The 19095-nt window shown below is 41.1% G+C and carries 21 protein-coding genes; 1 reads left to right on the top strand and 20 read right to left on the bottom strand.

Translation table 11 applies throughout. From position 1 onward, the window contains the following. Positions 1–12 precede the first annotated feature (12 nt). The 9 genes from rplI to AWM68_RS16235 all read right to left on the bottom strand — a co-directional run bounded on the left by rplI (position 13) and on the right by AWM68_RS16235 (position 7868). Positions 13–456, bottom strand: a complete 444-nt coding sequence (gene rplI / locus AWM68_RS16275; RefSeq protein ID WP_066244231.1) for a 50S ribosomal protein L9 — start codon at positions 454–456, stop codon at positions 13–15. After that, positions 453–2426, bottom strand: coding sequence for a DHH family phosphoesterase (locus AWM68_RS16270; protein ID WP_066244228.1), 1974 nt, complete (start codon positions 2424–2426; stop codon positions 453–455). Before AWM68_RS16270 ends, rplI begins: the two co-directional genes overlap by 4 nt. A gap of 11 nt (positions 2427–2437) precedes the next feature. After that, a complete protein-coding gene (locus AWM68_RS16265; RefSeq protein ID WP_066244226.1) occupies positions 2438–3382 on the bottom strand; it encodes a YybS family protein in 945 nt (314 codons plus the stop codon). A gap of 514 nt (positions 3383–3896) precedes the next feature. Beyond that, positions 3897–4130, bottom strand: coding sequence for a 30S ribosomal protein S18 (rpsR, locus tag AWM68_RS16260; protein WP_066244223.1), 234 nt, complete (start codon positions 4128–4130; stop codon positions 3897–3899). Between the two features lie 58 nt (positions 4131–4188). Next, positions 4189–4734 carry a single-stranded DNA-binding protein gene (gene ssb, locus AWM68_RS16255; protein WP_066244221.1) on the bottom strand — a complete coding sequence of 182 codons (546 nt, stop codon included), beginning with the start codon at positions 4732–4734 and terminating at the stop codon, positions 4189–4191. A gap of 21 nt (positions 4735–4755) precedes the next feature. Next, positions 4756–5046, bottom strand: a complete 291-nt coding sequence (gene rpsF / locus AWM68_RS16250) for a 30S ribosomal protein S6 (RefSeq protein ID WP_066244217.1) — start codon at positions 5044–5046, stop codon at positions 4756–4758. A 405-nt stretch (positions 5047–5451) separates the two neighbouring features. Then, a complete protein-coding gene (gene ychF, locus AWM68_RS16245; RefSeq protein ID WP_066244213.1) occupies positions 5452–6549 on the bottom strand; it encodes a redox-regulated ATPase YchF in 1098 nt (365 codons plus the stop codon). A 223-nt stretch (positions 6550–6772) separates the two neighbouring features. Further along, on the bottom strand, positions 6773–6970 hold the full coding sequence (locus AWM68_RS16240; RefSeq protein ID WP_066244210.1) for a DUF951 domain-containing protein: 198 nt from the start codon (positions 6968–6970) through the stop codon (positions 6773–6775). 13 nt (positions 6971–6983) lie between these two features. Next, positions 6984–7868, bottom strand: a complete 885-nt coding sequence (locus AWM68_RS16235) for a mechanosensitive ion channel family protein (protein WP_066244207.1) — start codon at positions 7866–7868, stop codon at positions 6984–6986. 213 nt (positions 7869–8081) lie between these two features. Between AWM68_RS16235 and yyaC the strand changes: the two genes are divergently transcribed. Beyond that, on the top strand, positions 8082–8714 hold the full coding sequence (yyaC, locus tag AWM68_RS16230; RefSeq protein WP_082820745.1) for a spore protease YyaC: 633 nt from the start codon (positions 8082–8084) through the stop codon (positions 8712–8714). Positions 8715–8751: 37 nt separating this feature from the next. Here yyaC and AWM68_RS16225 read toward each other — a convergent pair whose 3' ends face one another. From AWM68_RS16225 to rnpA, 11 genes are all read right to left on the bottom strand, one after another. Beyond that, a complete protein-coding gene (locus AWM68_RS16225; RefSeq protein ID WP_066244204.1) occupies positions 8752–9486 on the bottom strand; it encodes a DUF554 domain-containing protein in 735 nt (244 codons plus the stop codon). A gap of 343 nt (positions 9487–9829) precedes the next feature. After that, positions 9830–10672 carry a ParB/RepB/Spo0J family partition protein gene (locus AWM68_RS16215; RefSeq protein ID WP_066244200.1) on the bottom strand — a complete coding sequence of 281 codons (843 nt, stop codon included), beginning with the start codon at positions 10670–10672 and terminating at the stop codon, positions 9830–9832. Continuing rightward, the gene (locus AWM68_RS16210; RefSeq protein ID WP_066244197.1) at positions 10653–11426 is read right to left on the bottom strand and encodes a ParA family protein; all 774 of its coding nucleotides are present in this window, start codon (positions 11424–11426) and stop codon (positions 10653–10655) included. Before AWM68_RS16210 ends, AWM68_RS16215 begins: the two co-directional genes overlap by 20 nt. A gap of 412 nt (positions 11427–11838) precedes the next feature. Next, positions 11839–12702 (bottom strand): nucleoid occlusion protein, encoded by an 864-nt coding sequence (gene noc, locus AWM68_RS16205; RefSeq protein ID WP_066244195.1) that lies wholly within the window; start codon positions 12700–12702, stop codon positions 11839–11841. A 126-nt stretch (positions 12703–12828) separates the two neighbouring features. Next, positions 12829–13545, bottom strand: coding sequence for a 16S rRNA (guanine(527)-N(7))-methyltransferase RsmG (gene rsmG, locus AWM68_RS16200; RefSeq protein ID WP_066244193.1), 717 nt, complete (start codon positions 13543–13545; stop codon positions 12829–12831). A gap of 17 nt (positions 13546–13562) precedes the next feature. After that, on the bottom strand, positions 13563–15449 hold the full coding sequence (gene mnmG / locus AWM68_RS16195; RefSeq protein WP_066244189.1) for a tRNA uridine-5-carboxymethylaminomethyl(34) synthesis enzyme MnmG: 1887 nt from the start codon (positions 15447–15449) through the stop codon (positions 13563–13565). A gap of 21 nt (positions 15450–15470) precedes the next feature. Next, on the bottom strand, positions 15471–16847 hold the full coding sequence (gene mnmE, locus AWM68_RS16190; protein WP_066244186.1) for a tRNA uridine-5-carboxymethylaminomethyl(34) synthesis GTPase MnmE: 1377 nt from the start codon (positions 16845–16847) through the stop codon (positions 15471–15473). 185 nt (positions 16848–17032) lie between these two features. Beyond that, positions 17033–17665: an RNA-binding cell elongation regulator Jag/EloR gene (gene jag, locus AWM68_RS16185; RefSeq protein WP_066244183.1), complete on the bottom strand. Its 633-nt coding sequence runs from the start codon at positions 17663–17665 to the stop codon at positions 17033–17035. Next, positions 17662–18432, bottom strand: a complete 771-nt coding sequence (gene spoIIIJ, locus AWM68_RS16180) for a YidC family membrane integrase SpoIIIJ (protein WP_066244180.1) — start codon at positions 18430–18432, stop codon at positions 17662–17664. Before spoIIIJ ends, jag begins: the two co-directional genes overlap by 4 nt. Positions 18433–18469: 37 nt before the next feature. Further along, positions 18470–18697: a membrane protein insertion efficiency factor YidD gene (yidD, locus tag AWM68_RS21090; RefSeq protein ID WP_082820744.1), complete on the bottom strand. Its 228-nt coding sequence runs from the start codon at positions 18695–18697 to the stop codon at positions 18470–18472. A 4-nt stretch (positions 18698–18701) separates the two neighbouring features. Next, entirely contained in the window at positions 18702–19049 is a 348-nt protein-coding gene (rnpA, locus tag AWM68_RS16175; RefSeq protein ID WP_066244177.1) for a ribonuclease P protein component, read from the bottom strand. Positions 19050–19095: the final 46 nt, after the last annotated feature.

The raw sequence follows: 19095 nt of genomic DNA, 5'->3' as shown, positions 1-19095 counted from the left end.
ATTCCCGGCTTTTTATTCTTCTGTTACGTGTACTTTTACTGTAGCCGTTACTTGTGAATGAATCTTTATCGGCACATTTGTGTAACCAAGTGCCTTAATCGGATCAGCAAGCTCAATTTTACGCTTATCGATCTTGATCCCTTGCTCTTTCAGGCCGTCAGCGATCTGTTTACTCGTTACAGAACCAAATACTCTGCCGCCCTCGCCAGTTTTGGTTTTGATCGTGATTGTCATCGCCGCAAGTTTAGCTTTTAATGCTTCAGCTTCTTCTAGTTGCGCTTGTTGTTTTTTCTCTTCGCTCTTCTGTTGGCCCTGAAGTGCAGCCATTGCCCCTGAAGTAGCCTCTGAAGCTAAATTTTTAGGAAATAAGAAATTGCGCGCATAACCTTCAGAAACGTTCTTGACTTCCCCTTTTTTGCCCTTACCTTTCACATCTTGAAGAAAAATTACTTTCATTCCTCTTCTCCCCCTTCAATATACTCATCTATTATTCTCTTTAAGTGTTTCTCTGCTTCATCAATCGTACTGTTCTCGATCTGGCAGGCAGCGTTTGTAAGATGTCCTCCACCTTCAAGTCCTTCCATGATCATTTGCACGTTGATGTCCCCAAGTGAACGCGCACTGATACTGACTTTGCCATCGATTCGATTTGAGATAACAAAGGAAGCTTGAATGCCGTTCATTGTTAATAAAATATCTGCAGCCTGAGCGATCACTACTTGATTGTAGGCATCCTCAGGAGAACTCTTGGCAATAACGATGCCTTTTTTATAGATCTCAGCGTTCTCAATCAGCTTAGAACGCCTTGTATACGTATTTAAGTCTTCTTTTAAAAACTTTTGAACAAGAATCGTATCCGCTCCGTGAGCTCTTAAATAGGAGGCAGCATCAAATGTACGAGAACCCGTTCTGAGGGTAAAGCTTTTTGTATCTACGATAATCCCTGCTAGAAGTGCTGTAGCTTCAAGCATACGCATCTTTAGTCGCTTCGGCTGGTATTCTAACAGTTCGGTTACGAGTTCTGCCGTTGAAGAAGCATATGGCTCCATATAGACAAGAACAGGGTCTTTAATAAAATCTTCTCCGCGACGGTGATGATCGATAACGACAACATGGTCGAGCTTTGTTAAAAGTCTTTCTTCAATGACCATAGAAGGTTTATGTGTATCAACGACCACTAACAAGGTGTTTCTTGAAGCGATCTCCAATGCATCTTCAGGTGAGATGAAATACTTCCAGATGGATTCTGTCTCTTTCAGTTCATCCATTAAGCGCTGAACACCAATATCGATATCAGATTGGTCGAGGACGATATAACCGTCTTTTCCGTTAACTTGAGCGACTTTCAATATTCCGATAGCAGATCCGATCGAGTCCATATCAGGGTTCTTGTGCCCCATGATGATGACTTTATCGCTGTCTGCCACTAATTCACTCAATGCGTGAGAAATGACACGTGCACGTACGCGTGTGCGCTTTTCAACTGGATTCGTTTTGCCTCCATAAAAACGGACCTTCCCGTTTGTCTGCTTGATCGCTACTTGGTCGCCACCACGTCCAAGAGCTAAATCGAGACTTGATTGGGAGAGCTGGCCAAGCTCAGGAAGCGAAGAAGTTCCTGCAGCTACACCGATACTTAATGTTAGAGAAACGTTCTGTTTAGCAGTCGATTCTCTTACTTCATCTAACACACTGAATTTATTTTTTTCTAGCTCATATAAGATACGCTGGTTAAATACAGCTAAAAAACGCTCTGAAGAAGTTCGTTTTAAGAAGATTCCATGCTCATTCGCCCAGCCATTTAGGACTGATGTTACTTTTGAATTGATCGTTGAGCGAAATTGATCATCTAATCCTTGGGTCACTTCATCATAGTTATCGAGATAGATGATCGCCATAACAGTCTGTTCTTCATCATAGAGCCGTTCAAGATCCAACTGCTCGGTTACATCAAAAAAGTAAAGCAACCTGTCTTCTTTTTTAAAGTTTACTTGAAATCTATGTGTATTGATCTTAATAACTTCTTCCTTAGCATCACTTTTAATATAAGGAATCAGTTCTTCTGAAACATGGTTTAAAGAGTGCCCGATAAAGGATTCTTCTTCTATAAGGGATCCCATATATGGGTTTGCCCATTCGATCTTAAAATCCTCATCATACAAAATAATCCCGATCGGCATTTCCATAAGCGCTTCTTCTCCCACCTTCTTCAGGCGATGAGAAAGCGTAGAAATATAATCACCCAGTTCCTCCTGAAAACTCGCTTCGGCTTTCATGGCATAATAAAATAAGCCGCCTAAAAGCACAAAACCTGCCATTCCGATCATCCAGTGAAAATACGTGATGATGCTTACCAGCACAACAGAAGTAACAAATAAGGCGATGACGGGATAACCATGCCACCGTTTTAGCAAAAACTTTGGCATACTTTCAGCTCCTACTGTTTTGGTTTCAACCGTTTTTTAATCATAAAACCTAAATCAATTATACCTAAGAATTTAACGACTTCCAGAGGAATCGGCAGGAAAGAATTAAGCAAAAACAAGAGTATAATCAACAATATGATTCTTTTTCTCTTCCAATTCTTTATCCAGGCATAATAAAAGATCACTGTGAAACCTTGAATAATAAGTACAAACGATAATATCATATACAAATTTATCGTTACAATATATAAAGCAGTGCCTTTTTCAGGCGTGCTAAATGTTAAAACAATCGCTATAATATAATACCACAAAAATGATTTTGGCAGGTTCCAATCCCGAAAGTGCGGAAAGGAAGGAACATCATACCGCATTCTTATCATGAGCATTCTAGCTGCGATATGTGTTAAGAAAGCTAGAATAACGGCTCCCCCAATAATATATGTGGGAAGCATCATTGGAATAAGTTCTGCTTGTTCTTTAAACCTTTCGATCTGAGAAGGATCCTGACCGCTTGATTTGTAAAACTCTTCTGCCGTACCAATCGCACTTTGAAACTGTGTCTCTAACTCTTTTACAAAGTTGATTCCCATGACCACTTGAGCAATAACAAGCGTAGCCAACATATTTAGTATGTTCGAAAGACTAGCACCAAGCAGAACCGCGAAAGCAGATTTTTTTCTTCTATAAAGTTCCCCCATCACAATTCCGGTCAAACCAGAGAAAAGGGTTACGATAATACCGTTAAGCCCCGCAAATGCCAAGGACACACCAAAAGTGACTGCCCAAAGAAGCAATCCCGCTTTAAGGTTGTGTCTGTATAGATAGATGATAAACGGTAGCGGTAAAATAAATAACGAAAAAAGACTGAAAAACGGTATGTACATACTGATTAAAAAAAGAAGCGTATAAATGCCCGAAACCACGGCACCTTCCACCAATACTTTAGTATTGCGCATGATTCACCTCATATAATTTTTCATATGTTCTAATTGTAGTGACATAGCCGCTAATATTCAACTTAAACGATAATTCTAGAATAGACGTACTTGAAGGGATGTAAACAAATAATGGAAAGTTAGATTGTTTTAAGGTGAGAATGGCAGGAAACGAGCTGTTTTTGACTAATTTATGAAGAAATAGTGCAGATAGTGGAAGCGTTGGCCAATGCCAAGCTATTATGAATCATTTACAAGCCTTAGATCAGAGGTGATTTAGGATTTTTTGAGCGCTGTACTAAGGAAAAGAGCAATAAATCCAAAAGTTTTAGAGCTGAATCCAAAAGTTTCGTGGTTCAATCCAAAAGTTTTGTGGCTGAATCCACGAGTTTTAGCTGTTTATCCACGAGTCTACAATCCTCGTCATATTTCTACAGCCTTATATTGCTCCTTACCACCATACAATGCCACTTGAATAGTGGTGCACAATAAAAAAACGCAGCCAGGAAACCCTAGCTGCGCTCTTTAACCGATCTTATTCAGATACATATGGTAACAATGCCATGTGACGAGCACGTTTAATTGCAACCGTCAATTGACGTTGATATTTAGCAGATGTACCAGTTACACGACGAGGAAGAATCTTACCACGTTCAGAAACGAAACGCTTTAAAAGATCAGTGTCCTTGTAGTCGATGTAAGTGATCTTGTTTACAGTGAAAAAACAAACCTTACGACGCTTTTGGCGTCCACCACGACGTCCAGCCATTGATGGTCCCCTCCTTTAGTTTTATTTTTATATATTCCGATTCATAGTTTACGTTAGTTTAAAATGGCAAATCGTCATCAGAGATGTCGATCGGCGTGCCATCATTTGCAAACGGGTCATCGTTGAAGTTATTTCGTTTTGGATTCTGCTGTTGTTGCTGTCCTCCAAAGCCGTTGTCACTTCCATAGCTGCGGTTCTGATTTTGCTGCCCAAATCCGCGGTCATTTGATGGTCCACCAAAGTTGTTGCCGCTGCCTTGATATTGCTGGCCACCAGCATTAGCGTTTTTAGGTTCAAGGAATTGAACACTTTCTGCCATTACTTCAGTAACATACACTCTTTGACCCTGCTGATTCTCGTAAGAACGAGTTTGCAAACGTCCATCCACTCCTGCAAGCGATCCTTTTTTCAAAAAGTTCGCCACATTTTCAGCGGGCTTGCGCCATACGACACAGTTAATAAAATCTGCTTCGCGTTCGCCTTGCTGATTCGAAAAAGGTCGATTGACAGCAAGTGTGAAATTAGCAACAGCCACACCATTTGGAGTGTACTTTAATTCTGGGTCTTTTGTTAAACGTCCCACCAGTACTACTCGATTTAGCATTCAGAACCACTCCTTAAAGGATTAATTTCTTACGTCTACGATTGTCATGAAACGAAGAACATCTTCGTTGATCTTCATAAGACGGTCGAACTCATTAATCGCTTCGTTTGGAGCGTTAACTTCCAATAGCGTGTAATATCCATCGCGGAAGTCATTGATTTCATAAGCTAAACGCTTTTTACCCATTTCCTTTTCGTTCGCGATTTCCGCACCGTTGTCAGTTAGGATGCTTTTAGCGCGTTCTTTCGTTGCTTTTAGAGCTTCCTCTTCGATATTCGGACGGACGATGTACATGATTTCGTACTTTTTCATTCCGTTCACCTCCTTTTGGTCTAAGCGGCCCAAAACATTTATTCCGGGCAAGGAGAAAATCATCATAACAGTATTTGTTGACAATTAACTCACAATAAAGAATTATATCAAAACATGCTGAATAAAACAAGCTTACTTTGAAATTAAGCATAAAAAAGAGAAAAAGCGATTGCTTTTCCTCCGTTTTTCTCTATTTTGTTTTTACTCTAAAAGATTAATTGCTTCTGAATTGTTTTTTAAAGAAACTTCGTTGACAAGTTGGTAGGAGCGTAAGGTGCGAGACTCCTGCGGGATCAGTGGGACAGGTGAGACTCCTAACAGCGCAAAGCGCTAGGAGGCTCACCGCACACCCCGCGGAAAGCGAGCATCCTGGAGCGGAGACCAATCTCTCTCAGTCATTTTTTATTAAACGTTAAAACGGAAATGAACGACATCTCCATCTTTCATTTCGTATTCTTTACCTTCAAGACGAACTTTCCCTTTTTCTTTAGCAGCTGCCATGTTGCCTGCAGCCATCAAGTCATCATAAGCAACGACTTCTGCACGGATAAACCCTCTTTCAAAGTCCGTATGGATGATCCCGGCACACGCAGGAGCCTTCATTCCTCTTCGGAACGTCCAAGCACGTACTTCTTGAACACCAGCTGTAAAGTAAGTAGCTAATCCTAAAAGTGAATATGATGCACGAATCAGCTTATCAAGACCTGCTTCCTCGATTCCTAATTCTCCTAAGAAAGCCATCTTTTCATCGCCATCAAGTTCTGCGATCTCTTCTTCCACTTTTGCACAGATTACGATTACTTCTGCATTTTCACGTGCTGCATATTCTTTAACCGCTTCAACGTGCTCATTTGTTCCTTCTAAGAGCTCATCTTCGCTCACGTTTGCAACATATAGAATCGGCTTCATTGTCAGTAAATGCATCGCATGAACGATCTTGTTCTCTTCAGGTGTTAAATCAACACTTCGGGCAGGAAGTTCTTGCATAAGAGCTTCCTTGATTTTAGAAAGTACTGCAAACTCAGCAACTGCTTCTTTGTCTTTAGATTTTGCCAACTTCTCAACACGCGCGATACGCTTGTCGATTGACTCTAGATCAGCAAAGATAAGCTCAAGGTTGATTACTTCAATATCATCGATCGGATTTACTTTTCCATGAACGTGCGTGATGTTTTCGTCATCAAAACAACGTACAACTTGTAGGATCGCATCTGTTTGACGAATGTGTGATAGAAACTTGTTTCCTAGCCCTTCCCCTTTGCTTGCACCTTTTACGATTCCGGCAATATCCGTAAATTCAAAAGTTGTAGGTACTACTTTTTTCGGCTGTACCAAGTCTGTTAACTTTTGAAGACGGTGATCAGGTACTTCTACGATTCCAACGTTTGGGTCGATTGTACAGAACGGATAGTTAGCAGATTCTGCACCTGCTTGTGTAATAGCGTTAAATAATGTGGATTTACCAACGTTCGGCAAACCTACGATTCCAGTTGTAAGAGCCACTGTTCATTCACTCCTCTGTTTTATATAAAGCTCGGAATCCCGAGACTTCTGAGTTAAAAAAATATCCTTCCCAATTATAGGTTTTATCACCTTAAAAGACAAGAAGAACCGGGTGATGCTTCTTTGCTCTCATTCTTGGCTATCTATTTACGTTGTCCATTCTAAAGCAATCATTGTTCCACGTGAAACAGCAGTTGCCTTATTTATTTCATACAGCCTTCATTCACTCCCCTGGTGATGACAAGACTTTCTTAATTTTTTTTGCAAATTCAGCTCTAGGAAGCATCACACTATGCTGGCAACCCATACATTTAATTCGAATATCTGCTCCCATACGAATGACTTTCCAGCGATTCGTTCCACATGGGTGCTGCTTTTTCATTTCCACTTCATCATGAAGCTGGAATTCTTTTTGCTGCATCATCAGCTCTCCTTTATTTTTGTTCTTTTGGCATATTTTCTTTGTGATACGTAACCATTTTGGGATAAGGGATTTCGATCCCTGCTTTTTCAAGTTCATGTTTTAAAGTTTTGCGAAGTTCTCGGGCAATTTTAAAGTGTGTCATCGGAAGTACCTCTGCGGTAACACGAATCACAACTTCAGAAGCGCCCAACATTTGAACACCTAGTACTTCTGGTTCTTTTACCATTTCAGGATAGTTTGGTTTTGCCTTTTTAACAACTTCTTGAATAATGTTTTGCGCCTTATCAATATCCTCTTCATACGCAATGCTCAAATCAACAACAGCAATGCTGTTATGAACGGAAAAATTTGTAACTTCCGTGATAGACGAATTCGGCAGGATATGCAATTCTCCTGTCCAGCTTTTTATTTTTGTTGTTCTTAATCCGATCTCTTCTACCGTACCTTCAAAACTTGCAATTCGTACCGTGTCACCTACAGAGAACTGGTTTTCAAATATGATAAAAAATCCAGTGATGATATCCTTCACAAGACTTTGAGCACCAAAGCCGATCGCTAAACCAACAACACCTGCCCCGGCAAGTATGGCTTTTATGTCTACGCCAAACTCGGTTAAGATGGTTAAAATCGCTACAAAATAAATGACATAAGAAGCCACGTTATTTAGAAGTCTAAATAATGTATTCTCTCGTCTCTCGCTTAAACGTAAAGGAGTTTTCAACCTAACTTTAAATATATTAGCGATCGCTGCCCTAACAATATATCTGAATATAATGGCCAGCAAGATGATTCCTACAATCTTTATTCCTGTGGTAGCGACGCCTGTCCACCATTCTTTATCAGAAAAAAAGGTTACAGCCTCTTCTGCTGTTTTAGGTAAATCCGTTCCTTCCAAAGCAGTCCCCGTCCTCTCTTTGATTATGAAATTATTTAATCAGCTTTTACCGAGAATATCAAATGTAAATCTTAAGAAAAACTTCTCGAGTTATGAGTACACATGAAACGGGTATAGACTTTAAACAAAAGTCTGTGATTATTCTATTCTACCATGTATAACAAAGGGAATTCTTCCGTATACTAGTAGAACCATTATAAAGGAGAGGATGTCATGTTCCTCAAACGGAAGCTTGGACTAGGAAAACCCATTCAATATAAATTGCACCACGAAGAAAAGGAAGCCATGCTGCGAATTACAGAACAAATTTTACCCATGCTTCCGGAAACAAACCATCAGCCAGTCGTCGTAGTTTGTATAGGAACCGATCGATCGACAGGTGATGCATTAGGTCCTCTTGTAGGTACAAGATTGCATAACAAAGATACATTTCCATTTTTTGTTTACGGCACCCTTGATGACCCTGTACATGCCGTGAACCTGGAAGAAAAGCTTAAAATGATTGAAGTGGAACATCCTGGTGCTTTTGTTGTTGGAATTGATGCCTGTTTAGGCCGGTTAAACCATGTTGGTATGATTTCTATTAACGATGGTCCTGTCAAACCAGGTGCTGGTGTGAATAAGCAGCTGCCGCCTGTTGGCGATATGCATATTACAGGTATCGTAAACGTAAGCGGATTTATGGAATACTTTGTTCTTCAAAATACGAGGCTGAGTATCGTCATGAAAATGGCTGACTTAATTGCAGATTCCCTTCATATGGCTTGCTTACGTAAAAAAATCCAACAGAAGACCATGATTGCAGGAACCGATACCCGTTCTCAGGATATTTATAAAATTCAATAACAAAAAGCCGCTCCTACCGAAATAGAAGCGGCTTTTTTTATAGCAGACCTTGTGAAAAGGAAAGAATGTTTACCCATTTTTCAACGATGAATACAAGCAATGTAGCAACCAGTAACCCCGGAAGAAGGTTTGCTACGCGGATTTTAGCGATACCTAGCAAGTTTAATCCAATCGCTACGATCATGATGCCTCCTGTTCCTGTGATTTCTACGATAAGGGCATCCATCAGTTCTTGTGGAACGAATCGATCGATCTGTGTTGCCAAAAGTACGATCACTCCTTGATAGAGGACGACCGGTATCGCGGAAAACATCACTCCGATGCCAAGCGTTGAGGTAAAGAGGATGGCACAAAAGCCATCGATCAATGCTTTCGTATAGAGAACATCATGCTGTTGTCTTAACCCGCTGTCCAGCGCTCCAACAATGGACATTGCTCCAACCACAAAAACCAGTGTAGCCGTAACAAAACCCGTCGCAACCGATCCTTTATCTTGCTTTCCTACTTTCGTTTCCAGCCACTTGCCGACCGCATTCAGCTTTTCTTCTAAATTCCACCATTCACCAAGAGCTCCTCCAACAGCAAGGCTCGCGATAACAATCAAAAATTGCTCACTTTTAAGTCCCATACCAATACCTAAGATCGTGACAGCCAAAGCCATCGCTTGTAATATCGTATCCTTAAATCGATCAGGGATTCTTGTCCAAAACAAACCTAAAAAGCTTCCTGCAACAATGGCAATACCATTCACAATTGTTCCTAACAGTGACATGTTACGTTCTCCTATCTAAAGCAGGCCTTCGATGATTATCTTTAACGATTGAATCAAGGTGCTTACTTTCTTTATTGATTTTATAAAATCCTTTTCTAAAGATGTTTTTGGTTCATTATCATCATTGTTGTTGATTGGAGTGCAAGGTGCGAGACTCTCGGCTAGGACGAGCGGGACAGGTGAGACACTTTTCGGTGCAAAGCGCCAAGTGGCGCACCGCCCGCCCCGCGGAAAGCGAGCATCCTGGAACGGAAATCAACCACTTCTCAGAGCATTAAAGATTACCAAAACAGCTTTTAAAAAAATGGTAAAAAAGAAAACCACCTTTTCGATGGTTTTCTTTCTACTTTTCTAACAGATCTAAGATGCGCTCTAAATCATCTTGAGAAAAGAATTCAATCTCTATCTTCCCTTTTCGCTTCGATTTTTTAATGGACACTGATGTTCCAAATCGATCGCGCAAGGATGTCTCTTTTTCTTTAAAGAATACATTTGTTTGTGCTGTGTTTTTCTTTGTTCCACGTGAAACATTTTTGTTGATGTCAGAAATGAATTTCTCAAGCTGTCTGACATTCAAATTTTCATCCATAATCTTTTGAACGATCAGCTGCATTTTTGCCTTTTTCTTAAGTCCGAGTAATGCTCGTCCATGCCCCATCGATAACAGACCGTTGGATAAAAGCTCTAAAACGGGTTTTGGAAGCTGAAGCAGCCGAATGTGGTTCGCAATATGCGGGCGGCTCTTTCCCACTCTTGATGCTAATTCTTCTTGAGTGATTTTAAGGTGCTCCATCAGCTTTTGATAAGCCTGTGCTTCTTCAACAGGATTCAAATCTTCTCGCTGAAGGTTTTCGATTAAGGCGACTTCCATCATTTTTTGTTCCGTATAGTCTTTTACAATCACGGGGATGGTGTTCATACCTGCTTCAGATGCTGCCCTAAACCTTCTTTCTCCAAGAACAATCTCGTAGCCTTTGATGCTTTTTCGAACAACAATCGGCTGAAGAATGCCATGTTCTAAAATGGATTCTTTTAGCTCGTCGATGGCTTTTTGGTCAAAAACTTTTCTAGGCTGATACGGATTTGGTCTAAGCTCTGATATGCCGACCTCTTTAATCTGCTCTTCTTCCCCGGCTTCTGTCGGAGGAAAGAAGGCGTGCAGCCCTTTACCTAACCCTTTCACCAATGCCAATCACTTCCTTCGCAAATTCTAAATATACATCTGCACCTCGCGACTTTGGATCATAAATGATGATCGGTTTACCATGACTCGGTGCTTCTGATAATCTAACGTTTCTTGGTATGATCGTTTCATACACTTTATCTTGAAAATACTTCTTCACTTCTTCAATGACTTGAATGCCTAAGTTCGTACGTGCATCAAGCATTGTGAGCAGGACTCCATCAATCATCAGATCAGTATTCAAGTGCTTTTGCACAAGCCGGACCGTATTTAAAAGCTGGCTTAACCCTTCGAGAGCGTAATATTCACATTGAACCGGAATGATAACGGAGTCAGATGCTGTTAAAGAGTTTATCGTAAGAAGTCCTAATGATGGAGGGCAGTCAATAATAATGTAATCATAAAGGGAGCTTACCTGATCTAACGCTCTCTTTAATCGGACTTCACGCGATATCGTTGGAACTAATTCAATCTCAGCTCCAGCGAGTTGTATCGTCGATGGGAGGATATGTAAACCTTCACAGATGGTTTCAACAATCACATCTTTTACTTCCACGTCCTCAACTAGGACATTATAGATACATTGGTCTATATCACCTTTGTCCACACCTACGCCACTTGTAGCGTTGCCTTGAGGATCTATGTCTACGAGCAAAACTTTTTTACCGAAATACGCTAAGCATGCACCAAGGTTGACGGACGTAGTCGTTTTCCCGACTCCGCCTTTCTGGTTGGCTACTGCAATGATCTTGGCCACGTTGTCACCTACCTCACTTAATAAAACCATTCATTATCTATTATTCTATCACGAAGAAAATAAAATGACGTATGGAATTATAGAAAAAAGTATTTTGGGCTGAATTATTTTTTCTTCTTTTTTTAGTTGAGATTCTAATGAAGACAGCAATTTATACCTAGAAAGGGTCTCTACTAGAAGTTTTTTGTTACTTCTCCATTGCAGGTTGATTGGAGTGCAAGATGCGAGACTCTCGGCTAGGACAGGCGGGCAGGTGAGACACTTAAGAGTGAAACGTTACGAATGTGGCTCACCGCCTGCCCCGCGGAAAGCGAGCAGCTGGAACGGAAATCAACCACTTCCAATAATAACGTTTGCGAAAACTGCCAAACAAAAAACCATCAATTTAACTTCTAACTGATGGTCTTCACTTTTATTTTTTTGGAATACGAATCGTGAACTGATAAAACTCCTCATGCTCCTCTTCCTCTGTGTCGATGGACAGTCCGCTTTGCACAACCATGTCAACAGATTGCCTAACCGTATTAATAGCAAGGCGCATATCCTTGCTGTACGATTTGCGTCTGGATTGAGGTTTCTTTTCCGCTGTCTCCGCTTCGATCATTCGCTTTACACGATCTTCTGTCTGCTTCACATTCAATTGTTTCTCCAGGATTTCTTGCAGAACTACATCCATCTTTTCAGGAGACTTTAGAACTATCAATGCTCTAGCATGACGCTCCGTTATCTGTTTCTGCAAAAGGGCATCTTGAATAGATTGCGGCAGCTTTAACAAACGTAGCTTGTTCGCAATCGTGGATTGACCTTTTCCAAGCTTTTGAGCAAGTCCCTCTTGAGTCAGGCCATGCAATTCGAGTAGTTTAGCATATGCCATCGCTTCCTCAATGGCCGTAAGTTCTTCTCGCTGAAGGTTTTCAATAAGGGCTACAGATGCGGTTTGAGAATCGTCCATCTCTTTAATGATGGCAGGTATCTTTTCCCATCCAAGTTTTTGAACGGCTCGCCACCTGCGTTCTCCGGCGATCAATTCGAATTGATCCTCACCAATGCCGCGAACCACGATAGGCTGAATGATCCCGTGAGCTTCTATCGTCTGTGATAATTCTTCAATTCGTTCATCTATAAAAACCGTACGAGGCTGAAACCGGTTTGGTATGATCTGTTGAACCGGAATTTGAAGTACTTCTTCGTTGTCGTTTTTTTCAGCTGGTTCTGGATCTAAGGTTTGCTGGCTCTTTTCGCCGATGCCGAATAAACGTGAAAAAGGATGCTTCATGCGAATACACCACCTTTTGTAATGTTCCTGTTAACTAATTCTTCTCACTAGTCCAATAATCCTGCAAGTCTGTAAAATTCTTTCTTTTATGTAACAGCTGTGTTTCACGTGAAACACAGCTTCATTTTATTGTATCGGTGATTTGTTAGGTGTTCCAGGTTTTCGCGGAAATTTTTTAGGCGTATCTTTTACTTTTTCAATGATTACTATATTTCTTTCACTTTCTTCGATCGGCAAAAGAAAAGAATGAACATCTTTTATTTTACCGCCTAAAAGTTTAACTGCTTTTTCGCCATCTTTTACTTCTTCAGGAAGATTGGCACCTTTCATTCCTAAAAAGTGCCCTCCGATTTTCACTAAAGGTAAACAAAGCTCAGAAAGAACGGATAGCCTAGCAACTGCCCTAGCCATCACAAGGTCGAAATTTTGTCTAAATTCCGGACGTTGTGCAAAGGTTTCTGCGCGGTCATGATGTAAGGATACATTTTCTAAGCCTAATTCATCTGTAACATGCTGCAAAAATCCAATGCGTTTATTGAGTGAATCAACAACCGTCAGCTTGATATCCGGGTATACGATTTTGAGTGGAATCGCTGGGAACCCAGCACCAGCTCCGACGTCACAAACTGTAATCGTTTGATTAAAATCAAAATAAAATCCAGCCGTAACAGAGTCATAAAAATGTTTAAGATATACTTCTTCTTTTTCTGTGATCGCGGTTAGGTTCATCTTTTCATTCCACTCAACGAGGAGTTCATAATACCTCTCGAATTGTGAAAGCTGTTTATCTGATAACTGTACTCCCTTTTCTTTTAAGGAAGATTGAAACAATTCAACATTCATGGTTTACGCGTTCCCCCTCAACGGGCAATTTTCGCCAGTTTGCCTTGTTCAAGGTAGATCAGCAGAATTGAAATGTCTGCTGGGTTTACCCCTGATACTCGTGATGCCTGCCCGACAGAAAGAGGACGAACTTCATGAAGCTTTTGTTTTGCTTCTGTTGCCAATCCATTAATCGCCATATAATCCAGATCAACAGGCAGTTTTTTATTTTCCATCTTGCGCATCTTCTCAACTTGAGCAAGCTGCTTATCAATGTAACCTGCGTACTTCACCTGAATCTCCACTTGCTCCATTACGGTTTCAGGCAATGCAGTCTCTGCAGGTGCCAGCTTGTGGATCACCGGGTAGGTAATTTCAGGACGTTTAAGTAAGTTAGCTGCAGACATTGGCTCTTTTAACGGTGTAGACTGTGCTTCAGCAAGAATTTGCTGCACATCTTCACTCGGCTTAATGGAAACATGTTCTAAGCGTTCTATTTCCTGCGCAATTAGAGCTTTCTTCTCTTCAAAGCGTTCGTAACGATCCTCAGCTATCAGTCCGATTTCGTGACCTTTTTTTGTTAATCGAAGGTCAGCGTTATCGTGTCTTAACAGCAAACGGTACTCTGCTCTTGATGTTAGCAGACGATAAGGCTCGTTTGTACCCTTGGTAATCAGATCATCAATCAAGACTCCGATGTAAGCTTCCGAACGATCGAGCACTAAAGGTTCTTTTTTCTGTACTTTTAATGCCGCATTTATTCCAGCCATAAGGCCTTGACCCGCTGCTTCTTCATAACCGCTCGTGCCGTTCAGCTGACCTGCTGTAAAGAGACCGTTCACACGCTTCGTTTCTAAAGATGGCCATAGCTGTGTCGGTACGATCGCATCATATTCGATCGCATAACCAGCACGCATTAGTTCAGCTTTTTCCAGTCCAGGAATCGTAGCTAAAATTTTCTTTTGAACATCTTCAGGAAGGCTCGTTGAAAGACCTTGAACGTACACTTCTTCCGTGTTGCGTCCTTCAGGTTCTAAGAAGATCTGATGTCTTGGTTTATCGTTAAAACGTACAATCTTATCTTCAATAGATGGACAATATCGTGGTCCTGTTCCTTCGATCATTCCAGAGTACATCGGTGAGCGATGCAGGTTTCCGTTGATCAGCTGATGTGTCGCGTCTCCTGTATAAGTAAGCCAGCAAGGCAACTGATCAGTGATATACTCGGTTGTTTCATAAGAAAATGCACGTGGTACATCATCACCTGGCTGAATTTCCGTTTTGGAATAATCGATCGTTTTACTGTTCACACGCGGTGGTGTTCCTGTCTTAAATCGAACCATATCAAAACCAAGCTCTTGCAGGTGATAGGACAAATTGATAGAAGGAGCCATGTTGTTCGGGCCGCTTTCATAAGCAAGCTCACCAATAATGATCTTCCCTCTTAAATAAGTTCCAGTCGTCAGAACTACTGCGTTCGCAGCGTATTCAGCACCTGTTTTAGTAATAACACCCTTACATTCTCCGTCCTCAATGATCAGACGCTCTACCATTCCTTGACGCAATGTAAGGTTCTCGGTGTTTTCCATTGTTTTTTTCATTTCATGCTGATAAAGATACTTATCAGCTTGCGCGCGCAGCGCACGTACCGCAGGGCCTTTACCTGTATTAAGCATACGCATTTGGATATGTGTTTTGTCGATGTTGCGGGCCATTTCACCGCCTAGTGCATCTACTTCACGCACGACAATCCCTTTAGCGGGTCCGCCGACTGACGGATTACATGGCATGTAGGCAACAGTGTCTAGATTCAGTGTTAGACATAACGTTTTAGCTCCCATACGTGCAGAAGCAAGTGCAGCTTCAACACCAGCATGTCCAGCTCCGACAACAATGACGTCGAACGTATCTGCTTTATATCCCATTGTGTACTACCTCCTTAACAATTATTTTCCAAGACAAAATTGAGAGAACAACTGGTCGATCAGACTCTCTGATACCGTGTCACCTACTATTTCACCAAGTATCTCCCACGCTCTTGTTATATCGATCTGTACCATATCTATCGGCAGATCCGCTTCAATGCCACCTAGTGCTTCATCAATATGATGTATGGTCTGCTGCAGCAGTGCAATATGCCGTGAGTTAGATACGTAAGTTAAATCTTGTGCTTCTATCCCACCTGCAAAAAACAGGTTAGCGATCGCTTGCTCTAATTCATCTATTCCCTCTTCTTTTACTAAAGATGTTGAAATTAGTGGTGAATGTTCTACAAGTTCCTTAATACGGTTCAAATCCGCCTTCATTTCAAGATCGGTTTTATTAATAATAACAATTTTATCAAGTCCCGCAGCTGCACGGAATAAGTTCTCATCTTCTTGTGACAGTGGTTCGTTTCCGTTAATGACTAACAAGATCAGATCTGCTTCTTTCAGGACTTTTCGAGATTTTTCCACACCGATCTTTTCTACGATGTCTTCTGTTTCTCGAATCCCTGCTGTATCGACAAGTCTTAAAGGAACTCCTCTTACGTTAACGTACTCTTCAATAACGTCCCTCGTTGTTCCGGCAATATCCGTTACGATTGCTTTGTTTTCATGAACTAGTGCGTTCATCAGTGAAGATTTTCCTACGTTTGGTCTTCCTATAATGGCAGTCGACAATCCTTCACGAAGAATTTTCCCTTGGCTTGCCGTTTGCAGAATAGATTCTACTTCTTTTTTTACAGTTAATAGGTTGCTGTTTAATAAGGAATGTGTCATCTCTTCTGCATCGTATTCAGGATAATCAATGTTCACTTCAACGTGAGCAATCGTCTCTAATAAGGTTTGGCGAAGACGCGTTATGAGTGAAGACAAGCGGCCTTCCATTTGGTTAAGTGCAACATTCATGGCACGATCCGTCTTTGCACGGATGAGATCCATGACAGCTTCCGCTTGAGATAAATCAATCCGTCCGTTTAAGAATGCCCGTTTCGTAAATTCTCCTGGTTCAGCTAAACGTGCTCCCTGCTGCAGAATCAACTGAAGGACACGGTTCACAGAAACTAATCCTCCGTGACAATTTATTTCAACAACGTCTTCCCGCGTGAACGTTCGGGGTGCGCGCATAACGCTGATCATCACTTCCTCCACCGCTTGATCAATCTTCGGATCAATCAGCTTTCCGTAATGAATGGTATGCGTTTCTACATCTGAAAGACGTTTTGACCCTTTATACACTTTATCTGCAATCGTTACTGCGTCAGGTCCGCTTAACCTTACAATCGCGATTGCGCCTTCTCCCATCGGAGTAGAGATGGCCGTAATCGTATCAAATTCCATTGTTGTTTCACCTCGGCTTTCCTCTTTTTACGCTCTATATAAATTACCTTTAGTATGGCCTTAATCAGTTGCTGTGATAATGGTTTAGTAAAAAAGGACATAAATATCCACAATAAAAAATAGTGTATCGCATTATAGGCTTGCAGTAAACAAAAAGCCCCAGAGGAATAACCTCTGAAGCTTCTTTATCTTTTGCTTGAGGACGTCGGGCGGATCACGACTTTACGGAACGGCTCCACCCCTTCAGACGTAGTCTCAACATCTCTGTTTTCTTTTAGTGCTAAATGAATCACCTTGCGCTCATTGGCAGGCATCGGCTCTAAAGCAAAGCTTTTCTTTGTGAAATATACTTTTTGAGCAGAGTGTTCGGCTAATCTTTCAAGTGATTCTTGTCTTCGGGTACGATAGTTTTCAGCATCAAGCACAATTTTCACATGCTTTGTATCAGGATCTGAATTTGCAACCATATTTGTTAAAAGCTGAAGCGCATTTAGCGTTTGTCCGCGTTTTCCAATTAAAATCGCAATTTTGTCACCGGATAAATCCAGCACAAGATGATCATTTTCCTGTCGCTGTGCTATGGTAACGGGCACCCCCATTTTGGATGTTACATCCTGAAGGTATTCAATCGCGGTTTTAACAGGATCAGCTTTCACTGTTACTTCAACTACTGCGGGCTTACCGCCTAATCCAAAAAAACCTTTTTTGGAATCTTCAAGAATGGCTATATCTACTTGATCTTTTGAAGTCTGAAGTTGTTCTAGTGCTGCTGCTACTGCTTCTTCAACCGTTTTCCCTGTTACCTGTACCTTTTTCACTTTTTAGCTCCCCCGTCAACTTGGTTTTCTTTCTTTTTCATTGGGGTCGTTATGAAATATGTTTGTCCAATCATGAATATGTTACCGATCACCCAATATAAAGATAATGCAGCTGGGAAATTGATTGCAAAAACAACGATCATAACAGGCATGATGTATAGAAGCATCTTCATCTGCGGATTCGGGTTATCCATTCCGCCCATCATGATTTTCTGCTGTAAAAATGTCGTCAAACCTGCAACTAGCGGTAAAATATAGTATGGATCTGGATTTCCTAGATCAAACCAAAGGAAATTGTGGTTCGCAATTTCTCCAGTACGCATGATCGCGTGATAGAAACCTAAAAGGATCGGCATCTGGATTAATAAAGGCAAACAACCAGCAAGTGGATTAACACCGTTCTTTTGGAAAAGCGCCATCGTTTCTTGCTGCAATTTTTGCTGTGTGTTTGCATCTTTTGACTTGTACTTTTCACGAAGCTTTTGAATTTCAGGCTGAATTTCCTGCATCGCTTTAGAACTGCGTGTTTGCTTGATCATTAATGGAAGAAGCGCCGTACGAATAATCAATGTAACAATAATGATCGCTAAACCATAGTTTTCACCAGTTAAGTTCGCAAAATATGTGATCAACCATGATAACGGATATACAAAATATGTGTCCCAAATTCCCGTTCTGTCTTCTGTGATGGGCTCCATCGTCCCACAACCAGATAGGACAGCCATGAGTGCGAAAAGGGCAATCAGTAAACCTATTTTCTTACGCACACTCTTATCCTCCTTAAAATCATAAATCTCATTTCAATTATTTATTGTCTCTTTTTTCTGGCACGAGGTCAACGCCTCCTGGATGAAAAGGATGGCACTTAGAAATTCTGACAAAAGTTAGCCACATTCCTTTAAATACGCCATGACGCCTAAAAGCTTTAATCCCGTAATGCGAACAAGTCGGATAAAAGCGGCAAGAAGGCGGTGTCAACGGAGAGATCCACAGTTGGTAAAAACGAATAATCCCTATAAATAAGGACCTCATTTTTTTACACCCTCTTTTTAAGTACGTTTGCTCTGTTCAATACGTGAAGCAAGCTTTTCTCCATTTCATGAAAGTCCATGTTAGCAGTAGGTATTCTCGCGATAACCACGTAATCCCTGCCTGGAAGCAGCTGTTCACTGTATTTATGGAAAATTTCTTTGACAGATCGCTTGATTCTGTTTCTTGTAACGGCTTTTCCTACTTTTTTACTCACAGAAAGACCGATTCGAAAAGCAGGCTGATCTTCTTTTTTTAAACTGTATATAACAAATTGGCGATTAGCCGTTGATTTTCCTTTTTTGAAGACCTCTTGAAATTCCTCGTTCTTTTTGATGCGTTGTTCCTTCTTCATTCAATTAACACTCCATCAATTAACCAATCTCATTCCACATGTCTTT

It is taken from the genome of Fictibacillus phosphorivorans, assembly GCF_001619875.1.
GTDB classification, from domain to species: Bacteria; Bacillota; Bacilli; order Bacillales; family Fictibacillaceae; genus Fictibacillus; species Fictibacillus phosphorivorans_B.
This window is presented reverse-complemented; position numbering and strand designations above follow the sequence as displayed.

Bases quoted from the DNA above. Each gene is read 5' to 3' on its own strand.
- rplI (WP_066244231.1), bottom strand. From the start codon at position 456: ATGAAAGTAATTTTTCTTCAAGATGTGAAAGGTAAGGGCAAAAAAGGG.
- AWM68_RS16270 (WP_066244228.1), bottom strand. From the start codon at position 2,426: ATGCCAAAGTTTTTGCTAAAACGGTGGCATGGTTATCCCGTCATCGCC.
- AWM68_RS16265 (WP_066244226.1), bottom strand. From the start codon at position 3,382: ATGCGCAATACTAAAGTATTGGTGGAAGGTGCCGTGGTTTCGGGCATT.
- rpsR (WP_066244223.1), bottom strand. From the start codon at position 4,130: ATGGCTGGACGTCGTGGTGGACGCCAAAAGCGTCGTAAGGTTTGTTTT.
- ssb (WP_066244221.1), bottom strand. From the start codon at position 4,734: ATGCTAAATCGAGTAGTACTGGTGGGACGTTTAACAAAAGACCCAGAA.
- rpsF (WP_066244217.1), bottom strand. From the start codon at position 5,046: ATGAAAAAGTACGAAATCATGTACATCGTCCGTCCGAATATCGAAGAG.
- AWM68_RS16240 (WP_066244210.1), bottom strand. From the start codon at position 6,970: ATGCAGCAAAAAGAATTCCAGCTTCATGATGAAGTGGAAATGAAAAAG.
- yyaC (WP_082820745.1), top strand. From the start codon at position 8,082: ATGTTCCTCAAACGGAAGCTTGGACTAGGAAAACCCATTCAATATAAA.
- AWM68_RS16225 (WP_066244204.1), bottom strand. From the start codon at position 9,486: ATGTCACTGTTAGGAACAATTGTGAATGGTATTGCCATTGTTGCAGGA.
- noc (WP_066244195.1), bottom strand. From the start codon at position 12,702: ATGAAGCATCCTTTTTCACGTTTATTCGGCATCGGCGAAAAGAGCCAG.
- rsmG (WP_066244193.1), bottom strand. From the start codon at position 13,545: ATGAATGTTGAATTGTTTCAATCTTCCTTAAAAGAAAAGGGAGTACAG.
- mnmG (WP_066244189.1), bottom strand. From the start codon at position 15,449: ATGGGATATAAAGCAGATACGTTCGACGTCATTGTTGTCGGAGCTGGA.
- mnmE (WP_066244186.1), bottom strand. From the start codon at position 16,847: ATGGAATTTGATACGATTACGGCCATCTCTACTCCGATGGGAGAAGGC.
- yidD (WP_082820744.1), bottom strand. From the start codon at position 18,697: ATGAGGTCCTTATTTATAGGGATTATTCGTTTTTACCAACTGTGGATC.
- rnpA (WP_066244177.1), bottom strand. From the start codon at position 19,049: ATGAAGAAGGAACAACGCATCAAAAAGAACGAGGAATTTCAAGAGGTC.